The 24,910-nt window shown below is 63.4% G+C and carries 23 protein-coding genes; 21 read left to right on the plus strand and 2 right to left on the minus strand.

Going from position 1 to position 24,910, the window contains the following annotated elements; translation table 11 throughout:
• Position 1: 1 nt before the first annotated feature.
• Positions 2-958, minus strand: a complete 957-nt coding sequence (locus MHX63_RS03355) for a hypothetical protein (RefSeq protein ID WP_239387246.1) — start codon at positions 956-958, stop codon at positions 2-4.
• Positions 959-991: 33 nt separating this feature from the next.
• Here MHX63_RS03355 and MHX63_RS03360 point away from each other — a divergent pair, with 33 nt between their 5' ends.
• The 5 genes from MHX63_RS03360 to MHX63_RS03380 all read left to right on the plus strand — a co-directional run bounded on the left by MHX63_RS03360 (position 992) and on the right by MHX63_RS03380 (position 5,025).
• Positions 992-1,927, plus strand: a complete 936-nt coding sequence (locus tag MHX63_RS03360) for a Ppx/GppA phosphatase family protein (RefSeq protein WP_239387247.1) — start codon at positions 992-994, stop codon at positions 1,925-1,927.
• 125 nt (positions 1,928-2,052) lie between these two features.
• Positions 2,053-3,132 carry a DUF2157 domain-containing protein gene (locus MHX63_RS03365; RefSeq protein ID WP_239387248.1) on the plus strand — a complete coding sequence of 360 codons (1,080 nt, stop codon included), beginning with the start codon at positions 2,053-2,055 and terminating at the stop codon, positions 3,130-3,132.
• A gap of 115 nt (positions 3,133-3,247) precedes the next feature.
• Positions 3,248-4,114: a pyrroline-5-carboxylate reductase gene (proC, locus tag MHX63_RS03370; RefSeq protein ID WP_239387249.1), complete on the plus strand. Its 867-nt coding sequence runs from the start codon at positions 3,248-3,250 to the stop codon at positions 4,112-4,114.
• Positions 4,115-4,437: 323 nt separating this feature from the next.
• Positions 4,438-4,638, plus strand: a complete 201-nt coding sequence (locus MHX63_RS03375; RefSeq protein WP_005292138.1) for a helix-turn-helix domain-containing protein — start codon at positions 4,438-4,440, stop codon at positions 4,636-4,638.
• A gap of 285 nt (positions 4,639-4,923) precedes the next feature.
• Positions 4,924-5,025 carry a 30S ribosomal protein bS22 gene (locus MHX63_RS03380; RefSeq protein WP_003855542.1) on the plus strand — a complete coding sequence of 34 codons (102 nt, stop codon included), beginning with the start codon at positions 4,924-4,926 and terminating at the stop codon, positions 5,023-5,025.
• Between the two features lie 108 nt (positions 5,026-5,133).
• On the opposite strand, the gene MHX63_RS03385 is transcribed toward MHX63_RS03380, so the two are convergent.
• Complete coding sequence (locus MHX63_RS03385) at positions 5,134-6,390, minus strand: HAD-IB family hydrolase (protein WP_239387250.1); 1,257 nt, start codon at positions 6,388-6,390, stop codon at positions 5,134-5,136.
• Positions 6,391-6,475: 85 nt separating this feature from the next.
• Here MHX63_RS03385 and MHX63_RS03390 point away from each other — a divergent pair, with 85 nt between their 5' ends.
• From MHX63_RS03390 to rfbB, 16 genes are all read left to right on the plus strand, one after another.
• Positions 6,476-6,799 carry a glutaredoxin family protein gene (locus MHX63_RS03390; RefSeq protein ID WP_370643995.1) on the plus strand — a complete coding sequence of 108 codons (324 nt, stop codon included), beginning with the start codon at positions 6,476-6,478 and terminating at the stop codon, positions 6,797-6,799.
• A 150-nt stretch (positions 6,800-6,949) separates the two neighbouring features.
• Positions 6,950-8,413: a glutamyl-tRNA reductase gene (locus MHX63_RS03395; protein WP_239387251.1), complete on the plus strand. Its 1,464-nt coding sequence runs from the start codon at positions 6,950-6,952 to the stop codon at positions 8,411-8,413.
• An 8-nt stretch (positions 8,414-8,421) separates the two neighbouring features.
• Positions 8,422-9,507, plus strand: a complete 1,086-nt coding sequence (gene hemC, locus MHX63_RS03400) for a hydroxymethylbilane synthase (RefSeq protein ID WP_239387252.1) — start codon at positions 8,422-8,424, stop codon at positions 9,505-9,507.
• A 148-nt stretch (positions 9,508-9,655) separates the two neighbouring features.
• On the plus strand, positions 9,656-11,530 hold the full coding sequence (locus MHX63_RS03405) for a uroporphyrinogen-III synthase (RefSeq protein ID WP_239387253.1): 1,875 nt from the start codon (positions 9,656-9,658) through the stop codon (positions 11,528-11,530).
• Between the two features lie 35 nt (positions 11,531-11,565).
• Positions 11,566-12,570: a porphobilinogen synthase gene (gene hemB / locus MHX63_RS03410; RefSeq protein WP_239387254.1), complete on the plus strand. Its 1,005-nt coding sequence runs from the start codon at positions 11,566-11,568 to the stop codon at positions 12,568-12,570.
• A gap of 93 nt (positions 12,571-12,663) precedes the next feature.
• Positions 12,664-13,539 carry a hypothetical protein gene (locus MHX63_RS03415; protein WP_239387255.1) on the plus strand — a complete coding sequence of 292 codons (876 nt, stop codon included), beginning with the start codon at positions 12,664-12,666 and terminating at the stop codon, positions 13,537-13,539.
• A gap of 2 nt (positions 13,540-13,541) precedes the next feature.
• A complete protein-coding gene (locus MHX63_RS03420; RefSeq protein ID WP_239387256.1) occupies positions 13,542-14,087 on the plus strand; it encodes a hypothetical protein in 546 nt (181 codons plus the stop codon).
• Positions 14,088-14,092: 5 nt separating this feature from the next.
• Positions 14,093-16,864 carry a cation-translocating P-type ATPase gene (locus tag MHX63_RS03425; protein WP_239387257.1) on the plus strand — a complete coding sequence of 924 codons (2,772 nt, stop codon included), beginning with the start codon at positions 14,093-14,095 and terminating at the stop codon, positions 16,862-16,864.
• Between the two features lie 63 nt (positions 16,865-16,927).
• Positions 16,928-18,259, plus strand: coding sequence for a glutamate-1-semialdehyde 2,1-aminomutase (gene hemL, locus MHX63_RS03430; RefSeq protein WP_239387258.1), 1,332 nt, complete (start codon positions 16,928-16,930; stop codon positions 18,257-18,259).
• A 109-nt stretch (positions 18,260-18,368) separates the two neighbouring features.
• Positions 18,369-18,974, plus strand: a complete 606-nt coding sequence (locus MHX63_RS03435; RefSeq protein WP_239387259.1) for a histidine phosphatase family protein — start codon at positions 18,369-18,371, stop codon at positions 18,972-18,974.
• Between the two features lies 1 nt (position 18,975).
• Positions 18,976-19,584, plus strand: a complete 609-nt coding sequence (locus tag MHX63_RS03440; protein WP_239387260.1) for a TlpA disulfide reductase family protein — start codon at positions 18,976-18,978, stop codon at positions 19,582-19,584.
• Positions 19,585-20,382, plus strand: coding sequence for a cytochrome c biogenesis CcdA family protein (locus MHX63_RS03445; protein ID WP_239387261.1), 798 nt, complete (start codon positions 19,585-19,587; stop codon positions 20,380-20,382).
• Between the two features lie 93 nt (positions 20,383-20,475).
• Positions 20,476-22,134 carry a cytochrome c biogenesis protein ResB gene (locus tag MHX63_RS03450; RefSeq protein ID WP_239387262.1) on the plus strand — a complete coding sequence of 553 codons (1,659 nt, stop codon included), beginning with the start codon at positions 20,476-20,478 and terminating at the stop codon, positions 22,132-22,134.
• Positions 22,135-22,225: 91 nt separating this feature from the next.
• Positions 22,226-23,338: a c-type cytochrome biogenesis protein CcsB gene (gene ccsB / locus MHX63_RS03455; RefSeq protein WP_239387263.1), complete on the plus strand. Its 1,113-nt coding sequence runs from the start codon at positions 22,226-22,228 to the stop codon at positions 23,336-23,338.
• A 48-nt stretch (positions 23,339-23,386) separates the two neighbouring features.
• Entirely contained in the window at positions 23,387-23,758 is a 372-nt protein-coding gene (locus tag MHX63_RS03460; RefSeq protein WP_239387264.1) for a hypothetical protein, read from the plus strand.
• Position 23,759: 1 nt separating this feature from the next.
• Entirely contained in the window at positions 23,760-24,896 is a 1,137-nt protein-coding gene (rfbB, locus tag MHX63_RS03465; protein ID WP_239387265.1) for a dTDP-glucose 4,6-dehydratase, read from the plus strand.
• Positions 24,897-24,910: the final 14 nt, after the last annotated feature.

Here is a 24,910-nt window from a genome sequence, read left to right on the forward strand (position 1 = left end):
CCTAAATCCCGCGCCGCCGTGCTTCGGCCGTCGCCGGGTGAATCGACAGCAACGGAAAGCCGCTAGGCGATACCTGCGCCAGCTTTTCCCGCTCCTCGCAGTGCGCGGCTAGCACCTCGTAGGCCTCCTTGCCGATCAACTCCGTCAGCTCTTCGCGGCCGGTGCGCCACAATGCCTCGCCACCTGCGTGGCAGTTCGGGTCCGAGGAGCAGTACCAGTCAAAGTCCTCGCCGCCGTCGCCCCATCCGCGGCGGTTGTATTCGGTGACGGTCGTCCGCAGCATCTCCGCCCCGTCGGGCCGGGTTTCCCAGTTCTCGAGTCGCCGTAGTGGCACCTGCCAGCACACTTCGGGCTTCGCCGCGGTCAGCTCGACGTCGTTGCGCAGTGCCCAGGCGTGCAGCGCGCAGCCGCGGCCCGCGGGGAATCCCTCCCGGTTGGCGAAGATGCACGCCCCGTTGGTGGTTATGGTCTTCAACGCGGGCTCCATCTCGCCCTCGTCGTTTTCTAGCTCATCCCATTCGAGCCACGGCTCGATGCCGTCGCCGCTTTGTTCTTGTGGACGCCCCTTCGCCTCCCATTCATCCATCTCCGCGGGGCGGTTCTGCCACTCTTCCGCCGTGAGCTTCTCCGCGACATTCCGCAGGGTCGCGCGGTCGTCTTCGTCGGTGAGAAATGCACCGTGAGTGCAACAGCCGACGTCCGGATTCTCGGCGTCAATACCCAAACAGGCTTCGGTACCAAACCGACAACGGTACGTGGACAGCAACCACGTGAGATCCACCTGGATGATGTGCTCGGAATCGGCGGGGTCGATGAACTCCAGCCATTCGCGAGGGTGTTCAGCGGGCATTTCGTGACCGGCGCGGATAGATAGGTCAGCGGGTGTGCCCTCCGGATAGCCGGTGGCTAGCTCGTTGTTTGAGGTTCCCGATTCGATCTCCGCAGACGTTTCATTCACGCGTTCCACCGTAGACCCATTAGGCTGGGGTGCGTGCGATTAGGTGTGCTTGACGTAGGAAGCAATACGGTTCATCTGGTGGTCGTCGATGCACAGCGCGGCGGACCGCCGACTCCAATGAGCAATTGGAAGACTCCCATGCGCTTGGTGGAATACCTGGATAAGAAGGGTGCCATCAACGAAAAGGGACAGGGGAAGTTGCTCAATGGGGTGGCTCTGGCCAAGGAGATGTCGGAGCAGTTCCGCTGCGAAGGCATGCTTCCTTTTGCTACCTCTGCGCTCCGCTCGGCTGAGAACTCCGAGCAAGTGCTGGACAGGGTAGAGAATGAAACCGGTGTGCGCCTGCGGATCCTGTCGGGGGACGAGGAAGCGCGGCTGACATTCCTGGCAGTAAGGCGCTGGTACGGCTGGTCCGCTGGGCGCATCTGTGACCTGGATATTGGCGGCGGCTCCCTGGAGATGTCTATTGGCATGGACGAGGATCCGGATGTCGCCTGCAGCGTGAACCTGGGTGCGGGGCGCTTGACCCGCGAATGGTTCGATACCGACCCGCCTTCTAGGAAGAAGGTCGCGGAGCTGGGGGAGTTCATCGACGAAGAGTTGAATGATCCGGTGGAAAAGCTGCTGGATTCTGGCGACATTGACTTGGCGGTGGGCACTTCCAAGACCTTTAGGATGCTGGCGCGTCTGACGGGTGCGGCGCCTTCTTCCGCTGGCCCGCGGGTAAAGCGCACCTTGACTCAGGCTGGCCTGCGACAGCTGATCGCCTTTATTTCCCGCATGACTGCCGCCGATCGGGCGGAGTTGGAGGGGGTGAGTGCGGAGCGGTCGCACCAGGTCGTTGCCGGCGCGCTGGTGGCCGAGGCGGCGATGCGCAAGCTGGATATTGAGGTTTTGCACATGTGCCCGTGGGCGCTGCGCGAGGGTGTGATCTTCCGCCAGCTCGACCATAATCCGGATTTGACGTAAGTAACGCCAGTTGCTTCTGCCTATATGTAGGCGAGTAAAGTAGTGTGTTTGAAGACATATGTTTAAAGTGACGCTTGAGGGCAGTTGAGACTGCGTTGCAAGTGATCAAGTGATGGGATCAATGGATGAGTGAGAAGCTGACAGTCGCCGAACTTCTCGCCCGCAACGGGCGCGAAGCAGATCCTGCTGACACTGGTCGGCGTCGACGCCGTCACCGCAACTTGGAAAAGGGCGGCGTTTCCGTTGCCGAGCTGACGGGTTCCATTCCAGTAGTTCAGACCGAGGACGACGCAGCTTCGGATGAGTCCGCGGTCAAGGCTACAGATAAGGCCGCTCCGAAGGCTGCCGCCAAGGACACTGTGGCGGCACAGCCCGAGAAGCAGGAGAAAAAGGAGAAGAAGCTCCAGCCGGATCAGCGTTCCGTAAGCCGCACCCCGGAGCGCCCGGAGGAACAGACCGGCCAGCTTGCTGCTGCCAAGGATGTCGAGGACTCCAAGGATGTTAAGGACGTCAAGGGTGCTGACGCTGAAAAGCCGACCTTCGGCGAGGTCGCGCGCGGCCAGGTGGCTGAAAAGCCGGAAGCCAAGAAGGAGCCGTCGGTAAAGCCAGAGGCGGAGAAGGCTGAAGCCAAGAAGGCCGAGAAGGCTGAGGCCAAGAAGGCAACCAAGGAAGTCAAGCCGATAAAGCCTGCCGAAAAGCCTGGCAAGGCTGAAAAGGCAGCCAAGCCTGGCAGCGCTGAGAAGCCAGGCAAGGCCGGGGTCGCCGCGGCAGCGGCAGCGGGCGGAGCCGGGGCAGCCGGCGCCGCTGGGGTTGCTAAGTCGACTGAGGCGGACGCTGCTGACAAGGTGGGCGTCAAGTCGCGGTCGCAGACTACCAGTGACGAACAGGCACAGTTCGCGCAGCTCGAGGAATCCCTCGAGGACGGCGAAGTTGTCGAGTACGAAGACGACACGATCTCCTGGCCGATGATGATCCTGCAGGCAATCCTGGCGATTGCCGTGGGTGTGGGCGTGTTCTTCGGCTTTAGTTTGATCTGGGCCAAGGCTCCGGCGGTTCTGGCGCTGGTGCTGGCCATCGCCGTGACGCTGCTGTTGGTCGGACTGGTGCACGCGCTGCTGCGCCACCGCGACAAGCTGCTGATGATCCTTGCCGCCATCGTTGGTTTGGTGCTGACGATCGGGCCGCGACTAGTCCAGGGGCTGTAAAAGCCTCCTAAGACGTGGACGGGCGCTGGTTGGAGAGCCAGCGCCCTTTTGGTATTTACGGGGAACCAAAAGGGCGGGGTAGCAGGAAGCCGCCAATCCTGGCACGCTGGTTTATATGACTCAAATTGGAATTATTGGCGGAGGAAACATCGGCGAAGCCCTGCTCGCCGGAATTGTTGCGGACACTGAGGATGCCGCAGACGCAAAGAAGATCATCGTCGCGGATCCGTCGCAGGAGCGGCTGGACGAGCTCAAGGATAAGTACGGCATGGTTACCGCCCGCGAGGGGCGCGAGGCAGCCGAAGGTGCCGATATCCTGTTCATTTGCGTGAAGCCCAACATCGTCCCCATCGTGCTGGACGAAGTGGCCGAGGTGCTCGACAGTAACTCCCAGGACACGATCGTGGTTTCCCTGGCGGCAGGCGTGACTATCAACACCATGGAGTCCGCGCTGCCCGCGGGCGCCACCGTTGTGCGCACTATGCCGAACACCCCGATGCTGGTTGGCAAGGGTGCGATCGGTATCGCCGGTGGCCGCTTTGCCGAAGAGGATCAGCTAAAGACGGTGCAGGACATCATGTCCAAGGTCGGCGAGGCTGTCATTGTTAAGGAAAAGGAGCTGGACGCAGTCACGGCTGTTTCTGGTTCCGGTCCGGCATACATCTTCCTGGTTGTGGAAGCGATGATCGAGTCTGCTGTGCAGCTGGGGCTAGCCCGCCCGCTGGCGGAGAAGCTGGCTATCGCTAACGTGCAGGGTGCCGCCACCATGATGTCCCAAAACCTTGCAGAGGGCGGAGATACGCCTTCTGTGCTGCGCACCAAGGTCACCAGCCCTGGAGGTACCACTGCGGCGGCTCTGCGCGAACTGGAGGAGTCCGGTATCCGCGGAGCATTCTTCCGCGCCATGGAAGCCTGCAAGGACCGCTCTGAGGAGCTGGGGGCGCCGAAGCCGGGTGCGAACGCGGCCAACGGCGATAGTTAAGCGCCCCTGTGGGCAGTGTGTAGGCGTGGGCCCCGCCCAAATGGGGTTAATTTCTCCTTCTCTCCGAGCGATCTCAGTGATCTTTTTAGACACAACGGTTTAACACAGATCACGCCTGTTCAATCCGGTCACGCTCGGTAACAGGCGTGAGCTTATGGTGCCTCGAGTTGCGTAGGCCACAAGGAGCAATCTGCTCTCAATGGTCACCCTTGTTGCACATTATTCACACGTTTCACGTTATGATGGTTCGCGAGCGATCACGTGTGAAGTCCTGCAGGAGGGGAAGCCTGCAGCGCATGAGAGCGCAAAGAAAGTGATGATCTATGGCTAACACCGAAAATGGAACATTTCTGACCGTCGCAGAGGTCGCTGATCTGATGCGCGTGTCGAAGATGACTGTTTACCGTCTCATCCACTCGGAGGAGCTGCCTGCCGTGCAGGTCGGCCGCAACTTCCGCGTTCGTGGATCCGCTGTTGAGGCGTACCTCGGAGCTTCCGAGTACAACCCCGGCCAGACCGGTTAATCAGCGAGACGCAACAGTCCCCCATTTTCGGTGCTAGGTGGCTTTCGCCGCTTGCCCGGTGATGGGGGATTTTTGTTTCTCCAGGGTACTGGGGGCTAAACTGTGGAACATTCGTGTCTACGGGTGTGAAGCAACTCTTGCGCGGCAGCCCATTGTGGCAGCCCCTTGTAGCAGGCAGCGTGCATCCGAGGGCACATCTTCTCTACCGCCGTAAAAGGTCCGGCGGTGGGGGAGCAGACCTTTAACCCGAAGAGATAACTAACCGAGAGAAACGAGGCTTACCCCATGGGTTCTGTCATCAAGAAGCGCCGCAAGCGCATGTCCAAGAAGAAGCACCGCAAGATGCTGCGCCGGACCCGCGTTCAGCGTAGGAAGCTCGGTAAGTAGCCTTTCGCTGCCGCATATAGAAAAACCCACCGCAGGCGCCCTATGAAAGGGACGTGGCCACGGTGGGTTCTTGCGTTTCCGGCGAGCCCTAGCACCGCCTAGCGAACCCTAGCGCCGCTTCCGTGCCCACATGCTCGCGCCACCTGCTAACCCCAGCAGGCCAGCCCCCGCCGCCAGCCGTGCCCCGCCGATGCGCCGAAATGCGCGGCGCATCCGCCGGTAGTCGCGGATCTCCCAGCCGCGTTCAAGTGCCGCCTTGCGCAGTTTGGAATCCGGGTTGATCGCCACGGCAGTGCCGACGGTGGAAAGCATCGGCAGGTCGTTCACGGAATCCGAATACGCGGTGCAGCGCTGCAGATCCAGCCCTTCGTAGTTTGCCAGGGCGATCACGGCGTGCTTCTTTTCCTCACCGTGCAGCATGTGGCCGACCATCCGCCCGGTAAAACGGCCATCCTTCACTTCCGCCACGGTGCCGAGCGCGCCCGTGAACCCCAGCTCCTTGGCGATGATCTGCGCTAGCTGCACCGGCGAGGCAGTCACCAGCCACACCTGCTGACCCGCCTGAATGTGCATGTCGGCCAGTTCCTTGGTGTCCGGGAAGATGCGTTCCGCGATCGTCGCCGCCCAGATCTCTTGGGCCATTTCGGTAACCTCGGACTCCTTGCGCCCCTTCACCAGAGCCAACGCCTGCTCCCGACCGCTGGAAATGTCGTCCGCGCTTTCCTTGCCCAGCATCCGGAACTTCATCTGCACCCAGATAAAGCCCAGCAGCTGTTGGGCGGTAAAGAATCGCCGTTTCGCGAGGCCGCGGGCGAAGAGCAGGATCGAGGCGCCCTTGATCAGCGTATTATCCACGTCGAAGAAGGCGCCGACTCCGGCATCCTGCGGGATCGAGGGGTCGGGGTGGTCCAAGTGCCGCGGCTTTTCCGCCGATAGCCCCGCGCCCTCCAGGTTGGCCAGCCCGGTACGCAGCTGGTCGCCTTTGATCGCGTAGCTGTGCGCCAGCTGGTCCAGCTGGGCCTTGCTGAGCTCCCAGAGCGCTTGTGGGGTGCCGGTGCCGTACCCGACCTGCAGGTTCTGTGTCGTTGTGGTGGGGTGTTCGTGTTTTTTGGGTGGGGACGCCACCTTCTCCGCCGCTAGAAGCTCAGCATCGCTTGAGCGCTTCTCGCGGCGAGGTTTTCCGAAGCGTTCCTCCCGGAACTCGCGGAGGAAGGACTGCACAGTCAGGGACAGTGCGCGCAGGTAGCCCCGCCACTCGCTGCCAATATCGCGCCATTCCGCCAACAGGTCCGCGCGCTCACCCTCGTTCCGGCCAGAGGCCGGGGTGGGGCGATTCGACGGTTGTAGATCAGGCGCTTCATTCACACACATAAAGTTACCCCGAAAGCGCGACCAGGGCGCTGCCGAGAGGTATTAGTCCGGAGCTTTCCGACGGGTAGCATGGGTGCTCGTGAGCTCCGACAGTATCTCCCCAGATCAGCCCCCTGCCCAGGTGTCGGCGCAGCCGTCAGCCCAGCCTGCACGAGTGCAGCTGATCAGCCGCTCGACGTGCGGCTCCTGTGCCCGCGTACATCAGCAAATCCTGCCTATCGCACACCGCTTCGGCACGACGGTGGAAGTGATCGAGCTGGACCGTGGTGGCGTCACTAAAGAAAAAGAGGAATTGGCACAAGAGTTCGGCGACCGCGTGCCCGTAGTGCTCGTCGACGAAGAAGAGGTCGCGTGCTGGGAAATCGACGATGACGAACTGATCGCGGCGCTGGAGCAGGACTAGAGCACTGTATAGCCGCTATATAGCAGCCCCGTTAACTCGTTTTGGCAACGGGGTGGGTTAAGGGCTACCGTAGACACTCGTAACTACTTGGGGGTATAGCCCCGCGCGCGGCCGTTCCCCAAGTGATCCCCGCAGGAGGCATGAAGACGTATGAGTAGTAGCACCCGGACTGGTTCCGCGTCGGTGTTGCTGGTCGGACTGTCTTTTCGTTCGGCTCCGGTGACCATGCTGGAGCAGGCGACGGTCGCCGATGCGGATCTGCCGAAAATGCAGCTATCGCTGGTGGATAGCGACGTGATCTCCGAATCGCTGGTGCTTTCCACCTGCAACCGCATGGAGTTCTACACGGTCGCCAACGCCTTCCACTCCGGCCTGGACCATGTTGTGGACACGATCGCGCAGTTCTCCGGACTGGAGACCACCCAGCTGGAGCCGCACCTGTACGTGCACTACGCGGACTCCGCGGCCGAACACATGCTGAAGGTCGCCTCCGGGTTGGATTCTATGGTCATCGGCGAACAACAGATCATCGGCCAGCTGCGCAGTGCCTACCAGTCCGCCAACGAGACCGGCACGGTGGGGCGCACGCTCCACGACCTAACGCAGCGCGCACTGCGGACGGGCAAGCGCGTGCACTCCGAGACCGCCATCGATTCGGCGGGTGCCTCCATGGTGTCTTTCGCCGTGGATCAGGCGCTGCGCTACATCGAACCCGTGCGTGCTCTTTCTGCTGTTGTTGATGACGCCCCTTCGTCCCAACCCCTCGCCGGCCACCGCGCGCTGATTATCGGTGCGGGGGCTATGGCATCCCTGGCTTCCACCCACCTGGGCAGACTGGGTATCGACCACGTGACCGTGGCCAACCGCACGCTGTCGCGGGCGGAGAACCTGGTGAACCACGCACGTGAGGCCGGGGTGGATTCCTCCGCGGTGCCGCTGGACGGGGTGGCCGACTGCCTGAGCGCGGTGGACATCGTGGTTTCCGCAACGGGCGCGGTGGGCAACGTGGTCACTGAGCGGGACGTGCGCGCGGCCATGGGGGCGGCTGGCGCGAAGGTGCTGGTTGACCTTTCCATGCCTGCGGATATCGAGCGTTCCGTGGCGGACATCGACGGCGTGAAGCTGCTGAATATCGAGGAGCTCACGACGATGGCCGGCGACCGGGTGCAGGACGAAGACCCGGCACGCGCGATCGTGGCCGATGAGCTGCAGAGTTTTTTGGAGCAGCAGCGTGCGCAGTCCGTCGTTCCCACTGTCAAGGCCCTGCGACAGAAGGCCGGGGAGGTCATGGCCGAGGAGCTGATGACGCTGGAGCGCCTGACCCCCGACATGTCGGAGACCGACCGGGCGGCTGTGGTCAAGTCGATGAAGCGCGTGGTGGATAAGCTCCTGCACACCCCAACGGTGCAGGCCAAGAAGCTTTCCGCCGGCGGTCAGCAGGTCAGCTACCCAGATGCATTGGCTGCCTTGTTCAACCTTCCCAACGGGATGGTGGATTCGGTGACCCGGCCGGGGCAGGCCGACTCTAGCGCGGCGCAGACCGCGGGAACCTCTGCCCGTGCCGATCAAATTCCAAGCGTTGCCCGCATTAGCCAGGTAGCGAAGGAGGCTTAAGACTTTCCATGTCCGCAACATCTAATAGCGCTAACGCCGCCAGCACCGCAAGCGCCGCTAACCGAGCGGCCGATGACGGCCGCACGTTCCTGATCGGCACCCGTAGGTCTGCGCTGGCGACAACACAGACCAGCCACGTCCGCGCCGGAATGCAATCCGCTGGCTACGCGGCGGAACTGCACCTGGTGCAGACCCCTGGCGATGCCTCCCAGGCGGCGCAGATCCCAGTCGCGCAGATCGGCGTGGGTGTGTTTACTGAAACGCTGCGCAAGGCTCTGGAAGCCGGCGAGTGCGACGTGGCCGTGCACTCCTTCAAGGATCTGCCGACTGCCCCGGATCCGCGTTTCCGTACTGTCGTTCCGCGCCGGGTGGATCCGCGCGAGGTGCTGGTCAGCCGAAACAACCAGCCCTTGTTGGAGCTTCCGCAGGGCGCCAAGGTGGGCACGTCCGCACCGCGGCGCGTTTCCCAGATTCGCGCCGTGCGTCCGGATCTGGAGCTAATGCCCCTGCGCGGAAACATCGATACCCGCATGGGGCGGACGGAAAAGGACCTGGACGCAGTGGTTTTGGCTCGCGCGGGTCTAGAGCGCGTCGGCCAGCTGGAGCGAGCCGCCGAGTCGATCGACCCGTCCACGATCATGCCCGCGCCCGCGCAGGGTGCGTTGAGCGTGGAGGTCCGCGCGGATGACGAGGCCGCCTGGCAAGCCGTCCGCCATCTGGATCATCTGCCCAGCCACATGGCTGCCGTGGCCGAGCGGGCCGTACTTTCCACTCTGGAGGCCGGCTGCACTGCACCGGTTGCCGCGTACTCCCAGTGGGTGGAGCAGGAAGGCACAGACGGCACAGAAGGCTCTGAGCAACGCTACGTCCTGCGCGTATTCGGCGGCGTGTTCGCAATGGACGGCTCCCGCAAGCTGGTGCGCAGCGGCGAGGCCGCCTTCGACATTCCGGACCCGACTGCAGACGAGGGATTCCCTGCCGCCGTGGAACCCCGCTGGCGCGAGTGCATAGATGCGGCCAGAGCCATAGGCACCGACATAGGTAGAGCGTTACTCGAGGATGGTGCCGCCGAGTTAGTGGCTGAGGCCGAATAGCTTTTCTTTTCTGGACGCCCCCTGCGGCGCCCCACCCCTCAAACTTCACCGGCACCGTACACGTAGCCACCGGGCTACATGCGCACGGCTGCCCCAAGCAGATTTTTCAAGACACAATTACAAACCCGACAAGTTAGAAAGTTCCACTATGACCGATTCCGGAAATGACCAGGTAGGAGGCGCTGATTCCGCCGCAGTGGCGGCAGTCGCCGACCTGGCACCCACTGGATGCGGCCGGATCCTCTTCGTGGGCGCGGGCCCCGGAAACCCGGAGTTGCTGACCATCCGCGCGCGCGACATTCTGGAGACTACCGCCCATGCGTGGGTGGATCCGTCGGTATTGGAATCCGTGCAGAACATCATCGCCACCCGTCTGCCGGTGCCGCAGGAGAAGCTGGATGCTGCCGAGGCGGAGTGGGAGGCGAAGGTAAAAGCCGCCAAGGAGGCCGGTGCGCGCCGCCGCCCGCCACGCCCCGCCCCGCCGACTGCCGCGGAGATTGTACTGGCTGCCCCGGCGGCCACGGACCCTGAGATCGGTACAGAGGCCGGCAAGGAAACCGACACAGTTGACGACACAGATGCCGACGCAGAGACCTACGGCGAACCGGTACCGGATGCCGTCGCGCCGGACGTTTTAGCCGAGCAAATGGTGGCCTGCGCTAAGGCAGGCAACGACGTTGTCCGCCTCGTCGCCGGCAACCCGCTAAGCAACCCGGCGGTCATGCACGAGCTGCAACACGTTGCAGCAAGCCCAGTGGAGTTCCAGGTCATCCCCGGAATGACCGGTTCTGTGGCCGTTCCCGCCTTCACCGGTATTGGCCTTGGCCCGGACATCACCGAGGCCGATGTGCGTGGTGGCGCCGACTGGGATCAGCTGGCTGCCTCCGGGCTGCCGTTGATCCTTACCGCCGCCCCGGGAGACCTGGCAGCCATCGCGCAGGAGCTGAAGACGCGCGGCATCGCCGGGACCACTCCGGCGACCGTTACGCTGCACGGCACCACCCGCCGCCAGCGCAGCTACGATGCGACCCTGGATACGCTGAAGTCCATCACTACCCAGTCCGGCCCTGCCGCTAAGGATGGCGAGCTGCCAGCCGAGCTGATCGTCACGCTGGGTTCCCAGGTGGGCAACCGCTCCAAGTACTCCTGGTGGGAAAACCGCGCCCTGTACGGCTGGACCGTGCTGGTGCCACGCGCCAAGAACCAGGCCGGCCCGATGAGCGCCCGCCTGGCCTCGCACGGCGCTATCCCCGTGGAGGTGCCCACCATCTCCGTCGAGCCACCCCGCAGCCCCGTGCAGATGGAGCGTGCCATCAAGGGCTTGGTCGATGGCCGTTACCACTGGATCGTCTTTACCAGCGTCAACGCGGTGAAGGCCGTGTGGGAGAAGCTGCGCGAGTTCGGTCTCGACGCCCGCGCTCTGGCGGGCGTGCGCGTGGCCGCCGTGGGTCCGAAGACCTCCCAGGCAGTGAAGGATCTGGGAATCACCCCGGAGCTGCTGCCGAAGGACGACGCACGCAACGCCGCGGGTCTGGTGGACGTCTTCCCGCCACACGACCCGGACTTGGATTTGGTCGACCGTGTGCTGCTGCCGCGCGCCGACATCGCCACCGACGTGCTGGTCGACGGCCTGATCGACCTCGGCTGGGACGTGGAGGACGTCGTGGCCTACCGTACCGTGCGCGCCGCCCCGCCCAGCCCGGAGATCCGCGACATGATCAAGACCGGCGGCTTCGATGCAGTGTGCTTCACTAGTTCTTCGACTGTGAAGAACCTGGTGGGCATCGCGGGTAAGCCACACGCGCGCACCATTATTGCCTGCATCGGGCCGATGGCCGCACAGACCGCTCGCGAGCATGGCCTACGCGTCGACGTCATGCCGGAGGCCGCTGGCGTGCCGGAGCTTGTGGACGCCCTCGCTGATCACGTGGCTGACCTGCGCGCTAAGGGACAACTTCCGCCTCCGCGGAAGCGGAGGCGACGTCGTAAAAAGACGAGCGAGAAGAAGGACACCGGGGCCTAACAAGCCCGTTCGGACGCGGGAGTAGCATCGTTGGCATGACTTCGAACTACACCCCGTTCCGCCGCCCCCGCCGACTCCGCACGACCCCGCAGATGCGCAACTTCACTGCGGAGACGGACCTGAACCCCAATCGGCTGGTGCTTCCGATGTTCATCGCCGATGGGCTGGACGCCCCACGGGACATCACCAGCCTGCCCGGCGTGCAGCAGCACACCGAGGATTCGCTGCTGCGCGCGGTGGAAGAAGCCGCGAACGCGGGAGTGGGATCCATCGACCTGTTCGGCGTGCCGCTGGACGAAGACAAGGATGCGACCGGCAGCCAGTCGGTAGCTGAGGACGGCATTCTCAACCGCGGTCTGCGCGCCGTCCGCGAGCGCTTTGGCGACGACATCCTAGTGATGGCCGATACGTGCCTGGATGAGTTCACCGACCACGGCCACTGTGGCGTGCTCTCCACCGACCGTTACGGCCACCAGATCGTGGACAATGACGCAACCCTGCCGCAGTACGCGGAGATGGCGGTTGCGCAGGCCGAGGCTGGCGCGCACATCGTGAGCCCCTCCGGAATGATGGATGGGCAGATCCGGCACATCCGCGAAGCACTGGACGCGGCCGGCCACCAGGACGTATCGATCATGGCCTACTCCGCGAAGTACGCCTCCGCTTTCTTCGGCCCCTTCCGCGAGGCCGTGGGCTCCTCCCTGCAGGGCGACCGCCGCACCTACCAGCAGGATCCCCGCAACCTGCGGGAATCCATCCTGGAAACCCAGCTGGACATCGACGAGGGGGCGGACATGGTGATGGTCAAGCCCGCCATGCCCTACCTGGACGTGCTGCGTGAAGTGGCGAACATGTCCCCAGTGCCCGTGGCGGCCTACCAGGTCTCCGGCGAGTACGCGATGATCTCCGCAGCTGCGCAGAACGGCTGGATCGACGAGGAAGCCGCGATCATGGAATCCATCTACGGCATCCGCCGCGCCGGGGCGGACATTATCCTGACCTACTGGGCAACCCGCGTGGCGCAGATGCTGCAGGGCTAGACGCTTCGCGTTTCATGTGCCCAAAGATGCTTAATCACCCGTAATCACAGTAGGCTAGATGGCTGTATGAACAGCACCGACAGCAGCGCACATATGAGCACACAGCAACACGACCCCCGCCTCCAGGGTGGTTCCCAGGGCGGCCCGCAGCAGGGCTCGCACGGCCAGCAGCCGGGGCCACAGCGGGGCCAGCAGAACCCGCAGGGGCAGCCGGGGCCGCACGGCCCGCAGGGGCCGTATGGTTCACCCGGCCCGCAGCAACCCCTCAAGCCGCCGAAACCTCCGAAGGTGGGACGCAAGGACGGCCTCGCTCCGAACCTCAAGGAAGCGCCGGAAGACGTGCGCTACGGAGTATGGGCCTGGCTGGCAGTAGCCGTGCTGCAGCTGCTGGCCAGCGTGGTGCAGTTCGTGGCCAACATCGTCGACCCACGTGCGCTGACCCAGAGCAGCCAGGGCATCCTCGATAGCCAAAGTGGCCTGTTCGCCAGCGTTTTGGCGGACCAGGATGCCTCCGAGATCGCCATGCAGGTAAACATCAGCTCGCTGATGTGGGGCATCATCGCCTCGGCGGCGTGCGCTTACCTGGCCTGGCGCGCAGGCCGCGGAGCCCCGTACTCCCGCCTGTTCCTGAACGTCGCCTCCGTGTTCATGATCTTCAACGCGGTGCTCATCACGTTCGCCAGCGGGCCGGACTTCATGCCCGTAGGCTTCGTGCTGCTCATCGGCATTCTGACCATCCTGTCCGGCGTATGCGCTGCACTGGGCCTGTGGTTTATGTCTCGCCCGGAGAACCACGACTGGCTGGGCATGCCCAGCGTTAAGGAAATGGAGAAGTACGCCAAGGAGATGGACGAGTACAAGGCGGAAGCGCGGCGTCAAAAAGAAGAGCTAAAAAAACAAAAGAACAGCGATAACAGCAACAATAACGACCATAAGGACCGCACTGACCACACCTGGGGAGGGCGCTGACCATGCCCGCCATGTTTCCCTCGATGGTTCCGAGCGGCCAGGACCCAAACCGCGATGTTAAGTACTGGCAGCCCGGCGACCCTACGCCGCGCCTGGTGATCATCAGCTTTGTCATGCTGGTGGTCCTGGGACTGCTGATGATCTTTTTCGGTGTGCTCTCCCTTACGGCCTCATGGGACCGCGAGCCGATGAACGCAGAGGAAGCCGAACAGATGGACTTCGTGCGTAACAACGTGCGCATCCTCGGTGGCATCAACGTCGTGGTGGGCGCGGTGCTGGTGTACTTCTCCCGCGGTGTGCGCGACGGTTACCGCAGCAAGCGCCGTTTGGTGCTGTGGTTCGGCGCGCTGGGCATCCTATTCATGCTGGCAGGATGGGTTTTCGGCTTCACAGGCCCCGGGCAGGCCATCCTGGCCTTGCTGTTGGCAGTTGCGCTGCTGATGGCCTATCGCCCTGCGGTTAACCCGTTTTTTGACGCCGGGCACCGGCTCGATGGACCACCCATCGAAGGTGACGGCACCCTGCCGGGCGATAGCCTGCGGAGTTAACAGGAATGGCTGAAAACGACTCAAGGATCGTCCCGACCAGCAGCAGAGCTGCTAGGCAAGCCTCCGTGGGGGTCGACGACGTCGACGAAGCGATCCTGCAGGCCCGCGAGGCGGCGGCGAAGGCCGGCTTCGACATGGACCGCACGCCGTCCACTGATGAAGAAGCCGACCGCGCCGCACGCGAACACTGGGGACTCGCCAGTTTCGCCTACCGCCTGGAAGGGCTGGAATCCGCGGTGGCCGCCACCACTGTGGAGGAGGAGCTCAACGACATTCCGGGTGTGCAGGCCGCGGTGGTGTACTCCACCGGCATGGCATGGATCTCCGCTGAAGATCACGTGCTACCTGCCCAGATCCAGGAGGTGCTGGAAAGGCACAACCTGGATAGCTGGCTGACGGATTCCTCCCTGCGCCGCCGGGCCTCGCGGCTGGAGATCGAGGAAACCCGTCGACGCATGCGGCGCCACGCCAGCGACCATCGGAGGGCATGGGCTGCGGCGGAAAGCCGCAAACGGCGCGACAGGAACAAGGTGGAGCTGGATAGGTTTCGCCGTCAGAACCCCTTCGACTCCACAGAGGGGCTGCACACCGCCCGGCAGCTGATTACCCGCATGCGACTGATCGTCGCCGTGGTGTTGGGACTGCCGGTGGTGGTTCTGCAGCTGGTGTCCGCCTGGCAGTTCGACTATTGGCAGTGGGGCTGCTTGGCGCTGGCCACCCCAGTAGTGACGTGGTGCGCCTGGCCTTTCCACCGGGCTTTTTTCGGTGGCTTAAGACGCGGCCAATCCGCCCTGGACGGTGCCAGTTCCGTGGCGATCCTTCTGGCCTACCTGTATTCGGCGTGCACCCTGATTTTCACTTCCGCCGGCAACGTGGGCTGGCAGAGCCACCAGGTGCTGTTCGCCGGAGTGTGGTCCGCGCAGGACATCGAGGGCGCAGTTTTCTTCGACGTCGCCTGCGGCGGCACTATCCTGTTGCTCTTCGGCAGGCTGCTATCCCGGCGCACGGCGCTGCGTTCGAAATCGATCCTTTCTGTGCTGACCGTGCCCGCCGCCAAGGAAGTAACGGTGGTGCGTAAGACTCGTAAGTCGAAGACGGAGAAGAAGGACATTCCGATCGCGGAGATCCGCACGGGCGACGACATCATCATTCAAACCGGAATGATGGTGCCCAGCGACGGCGAGATCATCAGCGGTAAATCCCTGGTGGACATGGGGCCGGTCGGTGGCATGCACCGCACCTTCGAAGTTTCTGTCGGCGACCGCATTTATGCTGGTGCTCGCAACCATGGCGGGACTTTGAAGATGCGTGTGCACGCTACGGGATCCTCTACGCGCTTGGCCGCGATGCACCGTTGGGTGCGCGGGTCGGCGCTGGACGAGACCCGCCTGACGCAACTGACGAACCGCACCGCCAGCCTGCTGGTGCCGTGGGCTTTCGTACTGGCGGCCGTGGACTTTATCGCCTGGCTGGCCATCACTAAGTCCGTCGATGCGGCGATGGCCACCGTCCTGTCCCTACTGGCAGTCGTTGCGCCCGTCGCCTTGGCACTGTCCGCGCCGCTGGCGCTGCGCTTGGGCCTGTGGCGCGCTGCCACCTCGGGCGCCCTGCTACGCGATACGAGCACCATCCACAAGCTCGCTGAGGTGGACGCCATCATCTTCAACCGCGTGGGCACCCTCACCGACGGGCCGATGCACGTCATCGACGTCACGCCTGTCAAGGGGGAGAATCCGGACCTGATCCTCCGTGTGGCCGGCGCTCTTTCCCTGGAATCGAACCACGCCGTCTCCCAAGCACTGGTGCGCGCCGACCGGGAGGCGCGCGATAGCGGTGCAGGCGGGGAGGGGATTCCCAACTGGCTGGACGTAGGCGAGGTGAAGATTACCAAGGACGGCACCTTCGAGGGCATGGTGGAACTGCCGATGGGGGGTGAGATGCGGCACGTCAGGGCGCGCCTGTGGCGCCCGCACGATTTGGGTGAGATTCGCGACCCACGCCTGGCCACGGCCGCTTTGAATGGCGGATCGCCCGTGATCGTCAGCTGGAAAGGCAAGGACCGCGGCGTCATCAACCTGGCCGATAGCTTCAAGGACGATGCCCCGGCCGCGATCGACCGGCTGGAGGACATGCAGCTGGAGACCTACATGCTCTCCCGCGACATCTATCCGGTGGCTCGTCGAACGGCGAACGCACTCGGCATTTCCACCGTGCTGGCCGGTATCGCGCCGAACCGTAAGGAGGCCACGGTGCGCGGCGTGCACGCCATGGGCGTGCGTGTGGCCATGGTGGGCGATAGTGATGTGTTGGGCGCACTGCGGGTCGCGGACGTGGGCATCCTCATGGCCTCTTCCAACCGCATAGACCCTACCGCGGCAGAGGTGGTGGATGTGGTGATGCAGCGCGAGGACGTTGCCGCGCTGCCGGATCTGGTGAATCTGGTCCGCCATGTCCGCAACACCACTGATTGGAACGTGTGGCTGTCCTGGACGTACAACGTAGTCGGCGCGACATTGGCGGTCGTCGGTGTGCTCAATCCCCTATTGGCTACGGTATTTATGCTGCTCAGTTCCACGTTGATCGAAAGCCGGAGCGCCCGCATCTTGCACCGTAACTATGCGCGCGGCACACTGCGCCAGACCCACTCGTGGCAGGGCTGGGTGGAGCGCCGGCGGGAGATCCGCGAGTTGCGCAAGCAGGAGAAGCAGCGCGCCGAGGCGATTTCCCTGGCCCGTGTGGAGGCCGCGGATGAGGAGTATGAGCAGTCCCAGCGTTAGCCGCGCTAGGCTGGTGGGGATTGCAAGCTAACCACTAGTGAAGTGGCAGGAAGGATCCTTTTCGTGTCTGTTAATGCCGACCCTCAGCACTCGAATAGCCCCCAGAGCCAGGCCAGCGAGAAAGCCTTCGATCGGGCTCGCACGCTGATCCCGGGCGGGGTGAACTCGCCGGTTCGCGCGTTCGGATCTGTGGGCGGCACCCCGCCGTTCATCACCTCCGCGCAGGGCTCAACGCTGCACGACGTCGACGGCAACTCCTACGTGGACCTGTTTTGCTCCTGGGGACCGATGATCCACGGGCATGCGCACCCGCAGATCGTGGAGGCAGTTCGGGAGGCTGCGGGCCGCGGTCTTTCCTTCGGCGCGCCGACCACGATGGAGGTTGACCTGGTGGAGGAGATCGTCCGCCGCACTTCCGTTGAGAAGGCCCGCCTGGTGAACTCCGGCACCGAGGCAACGATGTCCGCCATCCGCCTGGCCCGCGGCTACACGGGGCGTGACAAGATCCTGAAGTTCGAGGGCTGCTACCACGGTCACGTCGATTCGCTGCTGGTGGCGGCCGGTTCCGGTGTGGCTACGTTCGGCCTACCGGATTCCCCGGGCATCACCAAGGCCGCCGCGGGCGATACCGTCGTGGTGCCTTACCGTGACGTGCAGGCCGTGGAAGATGCGTTTGCCTCCCACGCGGGCGAAATCGCCGCAATCATCGTGGAGGGTGCCGCCGGCAACATGGGCACCGTTAACCCGCATGGCTTCAACGCGGAGCTGCAGCGCATTGCCCACGAAAATGGTGCCCTGCTGATTGTCGATGAGGTCATGACGGGCTTCCGCGTCAGCGAGTCCGGCTGGTATGGCAAGGATGGCGTGGCCGGCGACCTGACGACGTTCGGCAAGGTCGTCTCCGGTGGACTGCCTGCCGCTGCTTTCGGCGGCAAGGTGGAGATTATGGATCACCTCGCGCCGGTGGGGCCGGTCTATCAGGCCGGTACTCTGTCGGGCAATCCGGTTGCCGTCGCCTCGGGCTTGGCCTCTTTGAAGTTGGCTGACGCCGCCGCGTACCAGAAGCTCGATGCGAATGCCGACGCGCTGGCAGGCATCCTGTCCGAGGCGTTGACTAAGGCCTCCGTGGCCCACCACATCCAGCGAGCGGGCAGCATGGTGAGCGTGCGCTTCGCCGAGGGGGAGGGCGCGAACTTTGCGGATATGAAGGCCGCGGATACCTTCCGCTACCCGGCCTTCTTCCACGCTTTCTTGGACCACGGGGTTTTCGCTCCGCCGAGCGTCTTCGAGACCTGGTTCGTCTCCACGGCACTGACCGATGCCGACTTCGAGAAGATCGCGGCGGCTGCCACGCCGGCCGCGGAAGCTGCGGCAGTGGCCACCCCTGCTGCTTAAGTTTTACGCTGGGATCTAGTTCAAAGAATCTAAAACCCCAGTAAGAAGCACTTAAAGCAGGGTTTGCCTTACTTGGGTTGGGGTGGCGGGCACGCTAAGCTAGGTGACCATGGCAACGATCGTTCACCTTGTACGGCACGGAGAAGTGCACAACCCAGATCGCATTCTCTATGGCCGTTTGCCCGGCTATCACCTCTCTGAGCGGGGGCGGAACATGGCGCATGCCACCGCAGCCGACCTCGCTGACCACGACGTGGTGTACCTGGCGGCGTCCCCGCTGCAGCGGGCGCAGGAAACCGCCCGGCCGTTTTCCGAAAAGCTGGGCCTGGAGGTTTACACGGACGAGCGCATCATCGAGGCAGGTAACGATCTGCAGGGCCTGCATATCAAGGGCGTGCGCAGCGCGCTGTGGAACCCGAAGCGTTGGCCCATGCTGAAGAATCCCACCATCCCCAGCTGGGGCGAGCCCTACCAGGAGATCGCCGACCGGATGTGGGAGGCTGTCAACGCCGCGCGCGAGAAGGCCCGCGGGCACGAGGCCGTGCTGGTCACCCACCAGCTGCCGATCGTGATGATCCAGCGCGACGTGCAGGGCCTGCCCCTGGCACACAACCCGGCGGACCGCCAGTGCGAGTTGGCCTCCGTGACCTCGCTGGTATTCGACGGCGGACAGCTGACAGACATCTTCTATTCCGAGCCAGCGCAGGAGATTTAAGGTGCGTAAAAAGCTAACGGCAGTGCTTGCAGCAACTCTCCTTGCCAGCGGGGCAGCTCTTACTGCCTGCGGAGAGGAAAACACCGCAGGCAAGGACGCGGTGACCAGCGGCGGAACCTTCGAGTTCGTCGCTCCCGGCGGGCAAACCAGCATCCACTACGCACCAGAGGAGCGCAAGGAGGTCGCCGACTTCACTGGCACCAATCTGGACGGCGGCGATGACATCAACCTCTCGGACTTCGAGGGCCAGGTCGTGGTGCTGAACGCCTGGGGTCAGTGGTGCGGACCGTGCCGAAGCGAATCCGACGACCTGCAGCGCGTCCAGGAGAAGCTGGAGAAGCACGGCGGCGGCACCGTCCTGGGCATCAACGTGCGAGACAACGTCAAGGAAAAGCCGCAGGACTTCGTCAAGGACAACGGGATCACCTACCCGTCTATCTACGACCCGCCGTTCAAGACCGCCCTGGCACTGGGTGGCGTGCCGGCCTCCGTTATTCCCACCACCATCGTGTTAGATAAGCAGCACCGTCCGGCCCACATCTTCTTAAAGGAAATCACCGACAAGGAACTGTGGAAGCAGGTCGAGCCACTGCTGGACGAGGAAGCGTAGATGATCCTCGCGGAGTCCATCGGAGAGACCTTCGCGGATACAGCCGCCGCCGGTCCGCTACTGCTCGCGCTGCTGGTATCCGCTGCCGCGGGACTGGTTTCCTTCGCCTCCCCGTGCGTAATTCCGCTGGTACCGGGGTATATTTCCTACCTCGCTGGAGTTGTTGGCGCGGAGACCGAGTACACGGAGCAAGGCACGGTGGTCAAAGCCAGACGCGGCCGGGTAGCCACCGCAGCGCTGCTGTTCGTGCTGGGCTTCACGGTGGTGTTCGTGCTGGCCACAGTCACGGTCTTCGGGGTGATCAGCGCGCTGACGCTGAACCAGGACCTGCTGATGCGCATCGGCGGCGTGGTCACCATCGCTATGGGCGTGGTGTTCATGGGCTTCATTTCCCCTTTGCAACGCGATACGCGCCTCAGCCCGAAGCGCTGGACCACCATCGCCGGTGCGCCACTGCTGGGCGGAGTGTTCGCCCTGGGGTGGACACCCTGCCTGGGGCCCACGTTGGCCTCCATCATTTCGGTTTCCGCAGGCACCCAGGGGATGACGGCCGCCCGCGGTGTGATCTTGATCGTCGCTTATTGTCTGGGCCTCGGGCTACCATTCATTGTCGTGGCGCTGGGGTCCTCGAAGGCGCTGACGGGCGTCGGCTGGCTGCGCAAGCACTCCCGCACCATCCAGATGATCGGCGGCGCGTTTCTGGTCATCGTCGGCCTGTTACTGTTCACCGGGCAGTGGGCGGTGTTCGTGGACTATATCCGGGAGGCATTCATCTCGGATAAAACCCTGCCGATCTAAGGCCGATCTCAAGTCGTCGGCTTAAGGGAAAAGGCCGCGGCTGAGAAGTGGGCGTCAATAATAACGAGAGAGCGAAAGTACGAAAGAGCAACCATGCTGAAGAAGATCCTGAGTTTGCCGAAGAAGGGCTGGCAGTGGCTCACGAAAATGAAGACCGCCCTGGTGCTGCTTTTCCTGCTGGCGCTGGCTGCGATCCCGGGTGCGTTGCTGCCACAGCGGTCGCTCAACGAGGGCAAGGTTGCCGAATATATTGACGCCAACGGGAAGACCGCCGAGGTTTTCGACAAGCTGCAGCTTTTCGACGTCTTCGGGTCCACCTGGTTCGTGGCGATCTACGTACTGCTGTTTATTTCCCTGGTCGGCTGCATCCTGCCGCGCAGCATCGACCACTACAAGGCCCTGCGTTCCTCCCCGCCGCCGGCGCCGAAGCGCCTGGATCGCATGCCCTTCCACTACTCCGGCACTGTCGATGAATCGGTGGAGGACGTGCAGAAATCCCTGCACAAGGAGTTTAAGGGCTGGAACGTTAACGAGGTCGAAAAGGATAACGACCGCGCCGGGGCCTGGTCCATGTCCGCGGAGAAGGGCTACCTGCGCGAGGCCGCGAACCTGGTATTCCACTTGTCGCTGGTGGGCATCCTCATCGCGGTGGCGACGGGCAAGATGCTCTACTACGAAGGCCAGGTCATCGTAGTGGCCGGGACGGATAGCGAGCAGTCGCAGTTCTGCAACTCCGCGGTCTCCAACTTCGATTCCTTCCGCAACGGCCCGGTGTTCGACGGCACGGGGTTGACCCCCTTCTGTGTGAACGTCAAGGACTTCAAGGCCGACTACCTGCAAAACGGCCAGGCAGTGGACTTCGAATCCAACATCGACTACGCCGGCAAGGAAGATGCCTTCAGGTCGACGGATCAGTGGGAGCACGAAACGCTGAAGGTAAACCACCCGCTGCGTATCGAGGGCAACCGCGTGTACCTCCAGGGTCACGGCTACGCCCCGACGTTCACGATTAAGTGGCCGAACGGGGAGAAGCGCACCGAGACCGTGCAGTTCCGCCCGGACGATATGACGTACTTCCTGTCCTCCGGCGCGGTGCGCTGGGATCCGCCCGCGGGCATGTACCCGGATCTGCAGGAGCGCCGGCAGAACCAGATCTCCCTGCAGGGACTGTTCGCGCCATCGGCGGAGTGGACTGGGCCGAACGGCAAGATCCTTTCCTCCAACTTCCCGGCAATGCGCGACCCCGCGGTGGCCGTCGACATTTACCGCGGTGACACCGGCCTGGATGGTGGCCGCAGCCAAAACATCTTCGCGTTAGATTCGGAGGCCCTGCACTCCGGCCAGATGCAGATGCTGGATCGCGTGAACCTGGAGAAGGGCGAATCCGTCACCCTGGACGATGGCACGGAGATCACCTTCGATGGTGCCAAGGAGTTCGTGAACCTGCAGATCTCCAAGGATCCGACGACTACCTGGGTGCTTGTGTTTGCTGTGCTGATGCTGGCCTCGCTGGTCGCTTCCCTGGCCGTGAAACGTCGCCGCTTCTGGGTGCGCATCACCCCGGAGGGCGAGGGCACCCGCATCCAGATCGCCGGCCTTTCCCGCACGGACTCTGCCGGCTGGGGTCGCGAGTTCAACCGCCGCGCCGAGCGCGTGCTGGGACTGGAAGAAGAGGCTCTGGACGAGGAATACGATGTGGATTCCGACGACTGGGAGGACCACATTGACGACCACCTGGCGCCACGGGGTTGATTTACCCCGAACGGGTGATTGTGGAAGCGCGTGAACAGGCGCTAAGCTGATATTTTGTAGCGATTTAAGACTTTCTTTAGAAGGATTTTCGATGCAGATCGATCCGCAGCTATCCGAATTCTCCGACTTGGCTTTCCGCTCCGCGGAATCCCTATACCTGCTGGCGCTCGCCATTTCCCTGGTCTTCTACGGAATGGTTCGTGTGGGCGCAGATCGCCGCCGCCAGCGCGCCGAGGAGCTGGAGAAGCTGCAGGCGGAGCACTCCGCGCGCGCTGCCTCCACCACCAAGGTGACCGTAGGCGCAGGTGCTGCGGGCGATGCGGCCGACTCGGATGTTGCCGATGCCGGGGAGATCACGGGTGAAGACATCGAGCCCGACTTTGCCTCCTTCGAGGCGCAGCTGCCGGAGCGTCTGCGCTCCGAGAGCGTTTCTAAGACCCTGGATCGCGCCGACAAGCTCGGCGGCATCACCCAGTCCCTGGTCTGGTTGGCCATCGCAATCCACGCAGTGTTCGTGATTCTGCGTGGCCTGGCCACTAACCGGTTCCCGTGGGGCAACCTCTTCGAATACGTCGGCGTGGTCACCCTGTTTGCCATGGTCGTTGCTGCGCTCATGATCCGCCGCAAGGCAATGCGCGTCATGTGGCCGTGGGTCCTGACTCCGGTTGTCGGCCTGCTGTTCTACGCAGGCACCAAGCTGTACGCGGAGACCGCCCCGGTTGTGCCGGCGCTGCAGTCCTACTGGCTGGTCATTCACGTTTCGACTGTCGCAATCGGCGCGGGCATCGGCATGATGTCCGGCGTGGCTTCCTTGATGTACCTGCTCCGCCGTAAGTACCCGAAGGGTCAGGAGAAGGGCTGGTTGGGCACCATCGCCGCCCCGCTGCCGGAGGCCACCAAGCTGGATGCGCTGGCTTACCGCACCGCGGTCTGGGCATTGCCGATCTTCGGCCTGGGCATCATCTTCGGCGCCATCTGGGCGGATGCCGCTTGGGGCCGCTTCTGGGGTTGGGATCCGAAGGAGACCGTTTCCTTCATCACCTGGATCCTCTACGCCGCCTACCTGCACGCCCGCGCCACCCCGGGCTGGCGTGGGCGTAAGTCCGCATGGATCAACGTTTTCGCCTTTGCGACGATGGTCTTCAACCTTTTCTTCATCAACATGGTGGTTTCTGGCCTGCACTCCTACGCTGGCCTGAACTAGCCCGGCGCTAGATTCGCCGTTCTGCCTTAATCCAGGAAGGATCTCTCCGTGACCGAGCACAATGCCGCCCAGCACACCTTCATTTCGGACCTCACTGCCCCGAAGGACGCCGAAGGTGGTCGTGCTGTTCCACAGGTCAAGGTTGAAGCCAATGTCGATGGTGCCCGCGTGGTACGTATCTCCTTCCAGCCAGGCGACGTGTTTGCAGACCACAAGGCACCGAAGCCGATTCTGGTGATGGGGCAGCAGGGGCGCATCGAGTTCACCGTCTGGCCTGGTTCTGAAGCTGAAGGTACGCCTGAGATCGTGGAGCTAACCCCAGGTACCGCAATCCATGTACCTGCCCACCAGCTGCACGCTCTGCGTAGCCTCGGCGATGCTCCGGCAATAGCTACGCTGATCCTGCTAACAGGGGAGTAATGTGAGCAGTTTTTCCACCGTCCTCGTTACCGGCGGAGCTGGCTTTATTGGCGCGAACTTCGTTCATCGCACGCTGGAGACCAGGCCGGACGTCAAGGTTCTTATTTTTGACGCCCTCACGTATGCCGCGAACCCACTGAATCTGCGCACTGACGACGGCACCCCGCTGGAGGTTGCCTATCCGGGGCGGGCGGAGTTCATCGAAGGCGACGTGGCGGATGCCGTGGCGTTTCGGGAGGCCCTTGAGCGGGCTATTACGGTAACCGAAGCAGTAGGGGATGCGGGGAACAAAGGCGCTGCCGAGTCCCAGCAGTCTGCCGCCGACCGGGTGGCGATCGTGCACTTCGCGGCGGAGAGCCACAACGATAACTCCCTGGCCACGCCCGCGATCTTCGCCCGCAGCAACGTGGAGGGCACCCTGAACGTCGCTCAGGCCGCCGCGGACCTTGGGGTGCGCCTGCACCACATTTCCACAGACGAGGTCTTCGGTGACCTCGCCCTGGACGATCCGAACCGCTTCACGGTGGATACCCCATACAACCCCTCCTCGCCTTACTCTGCCTCCAAGGCGGCGGCGGATCACTTCGTCCGCGCATTTGTGCGTTCGCGGGGGTTGAAGGCCACTATCTCCAACTGCTCGAACAACTACGGCCCGCGCCAGCACCCGGAGAAGTTCATCCCCCGGCAGATCACTGGCCTGATCGAGGGGCACCGTCCTCGCCTATACGGCACGGGGGAGAACGTCCGCGATTGGATTCACGTGGATGATCACAACGACGCTGTCTGGGCGATCCTGGATTCTGGAAAGCTGGGGGAGACGTACCTCATCGGTGCGGAGGGGGAGCGCTCTAATCTACAGGTCGTGCGCGACCTACTGGAGCTTTTCGATCGCCCGGTGGATGACTTCGTGCACGTCACCGACCGCCCCGGGCATGATCGCCGCTATGCGATTGATCCCAGCAGTATTGCCGAGCTGGGGTGGCGGCCGCGCTTCACGGACTTCGCTTCCGGGCTTGCCGAGACGGCGGAGTGGTACCGCTGCAATGAGAAGTGGTGGGTTGAGTCCAGGGCGGCGTCCGAAAAGAAATACAGCGCCGCCGAACAAGAGATAACCGCAGAAGAGGTCGATCCCGCGTAGCCCTCACCCGCGCG

This window comes from Corynebacterium sp. ACRQK (genome assembly GCF_022345965.1).
GTDB lineage: Bacteria > Actinomycetota > Actinomycetes > Mycobacteriales > Mycobacteriaceae > Corynebacterium.

Bases quoted from the DNA above. Each gene is read 5' to 3' on its own strand.
- MHX63_RS03405 (WP_239387253.1), top strand. From the start codon at position 9,656: ATGACCGATTCCGGAAATGACCAGGTAGGAGGCGCTGATTCCGCCGCA.
- ccsB (WP_239387263.1), top strand. From the start codon at position 22,226: ATGCAGATCGATCCGCAGCTATCCGAATTCTCCGACTTGGCTTTCCGC.
- hemC (WP_239387252.1), top strand. From the start codon at position 8,422: ATGTCCGCAACATCTAATAGCGCTAACGCCGCCAGCACCGCAAGCGCC.
- MHX63_RS03415 (WP_239387255.1), top strand. From the start codon at position 12,664: ATGAGCACACAGCAACACGACCCCCGCCTCCAGGGTGGTTCCCAGGGC.
- hemB (WP_239387254.1), top strand. From the start codon at position 11,566: ATGACTTCGAACTACACCCCGTTCCGCCGCCCCCGCCGACTCCGCACG.
- MHX63_RS03365 (WP_239387248.1), top strand. From the start codon at position 2,053: ATGAGTGAGAAGCTGACAGTCGCCGAACTTCTCGCCCGCAACGGGCGC.
- proC (WP_239387249.1), top strand. From the start codon at position 3,248: ATGACTCAAATTGGAATTATTGGCGGAGGAAACATCGGCGAAGCCCTG.
- MHX63_RS03445 (WP_239387261.1), top strand. From the start codon at position 19,585: ATGATCCTCGCGGAGTCCATCGGAGAGACCTTCGCGGATACAGCCGCC.
- MHX63_RS03435 (WP_239387259.1), top strand. From the start codon at position 18,369: ATGGCAACGATCGTTCACCTTGTACGGCACGGAGAAGTGCACAACCCA.
- MHX63_RS03395 (WP_239387251.1), top strand. From the start codon at position 6,950: ATGAGTAGTAGCACCCGGACTGGTTCCGCGTCGGTGTTGCTGGTCGGA.
- MHX63_RS03380 (WP_003855542.1), top strand. From the start codon at position 4,924: ATGGGTTCTGTCATCAAGAAGCGCCGCAAGCGCATGTCCAAGAAGAAG.
- MHX63_RS03450 (WP_239387262.1), top strand. From the start codon at position 20,476: ATGCTGAAGAAGATCCTGAGTTTGCCGAAGAAGGGCTGGCAGTGGCTC.
- MHX63_RS03420 (WP_239387256.1), top strand. From the start codon at position 13,542: ATGCCCGCCATGTTTCCCTCGATGGTTCCGAGCGGCCAGGACCCAAAC.
- MHX63_RS03375 (WP_005292138.1), top strand. From the start codon at position 4,438: ATGGCTAACACCGAAAATGGAACATTTCTGACCGTCGCAGAGGTCGCT.
- MHX63_RS03425 (WP_239387257.1), top strand. From the start codon at position 14,093: ATGGCTGAAAACGACTCAAGGATCGTCCCGACCAGCAGCAGAGCTGCT.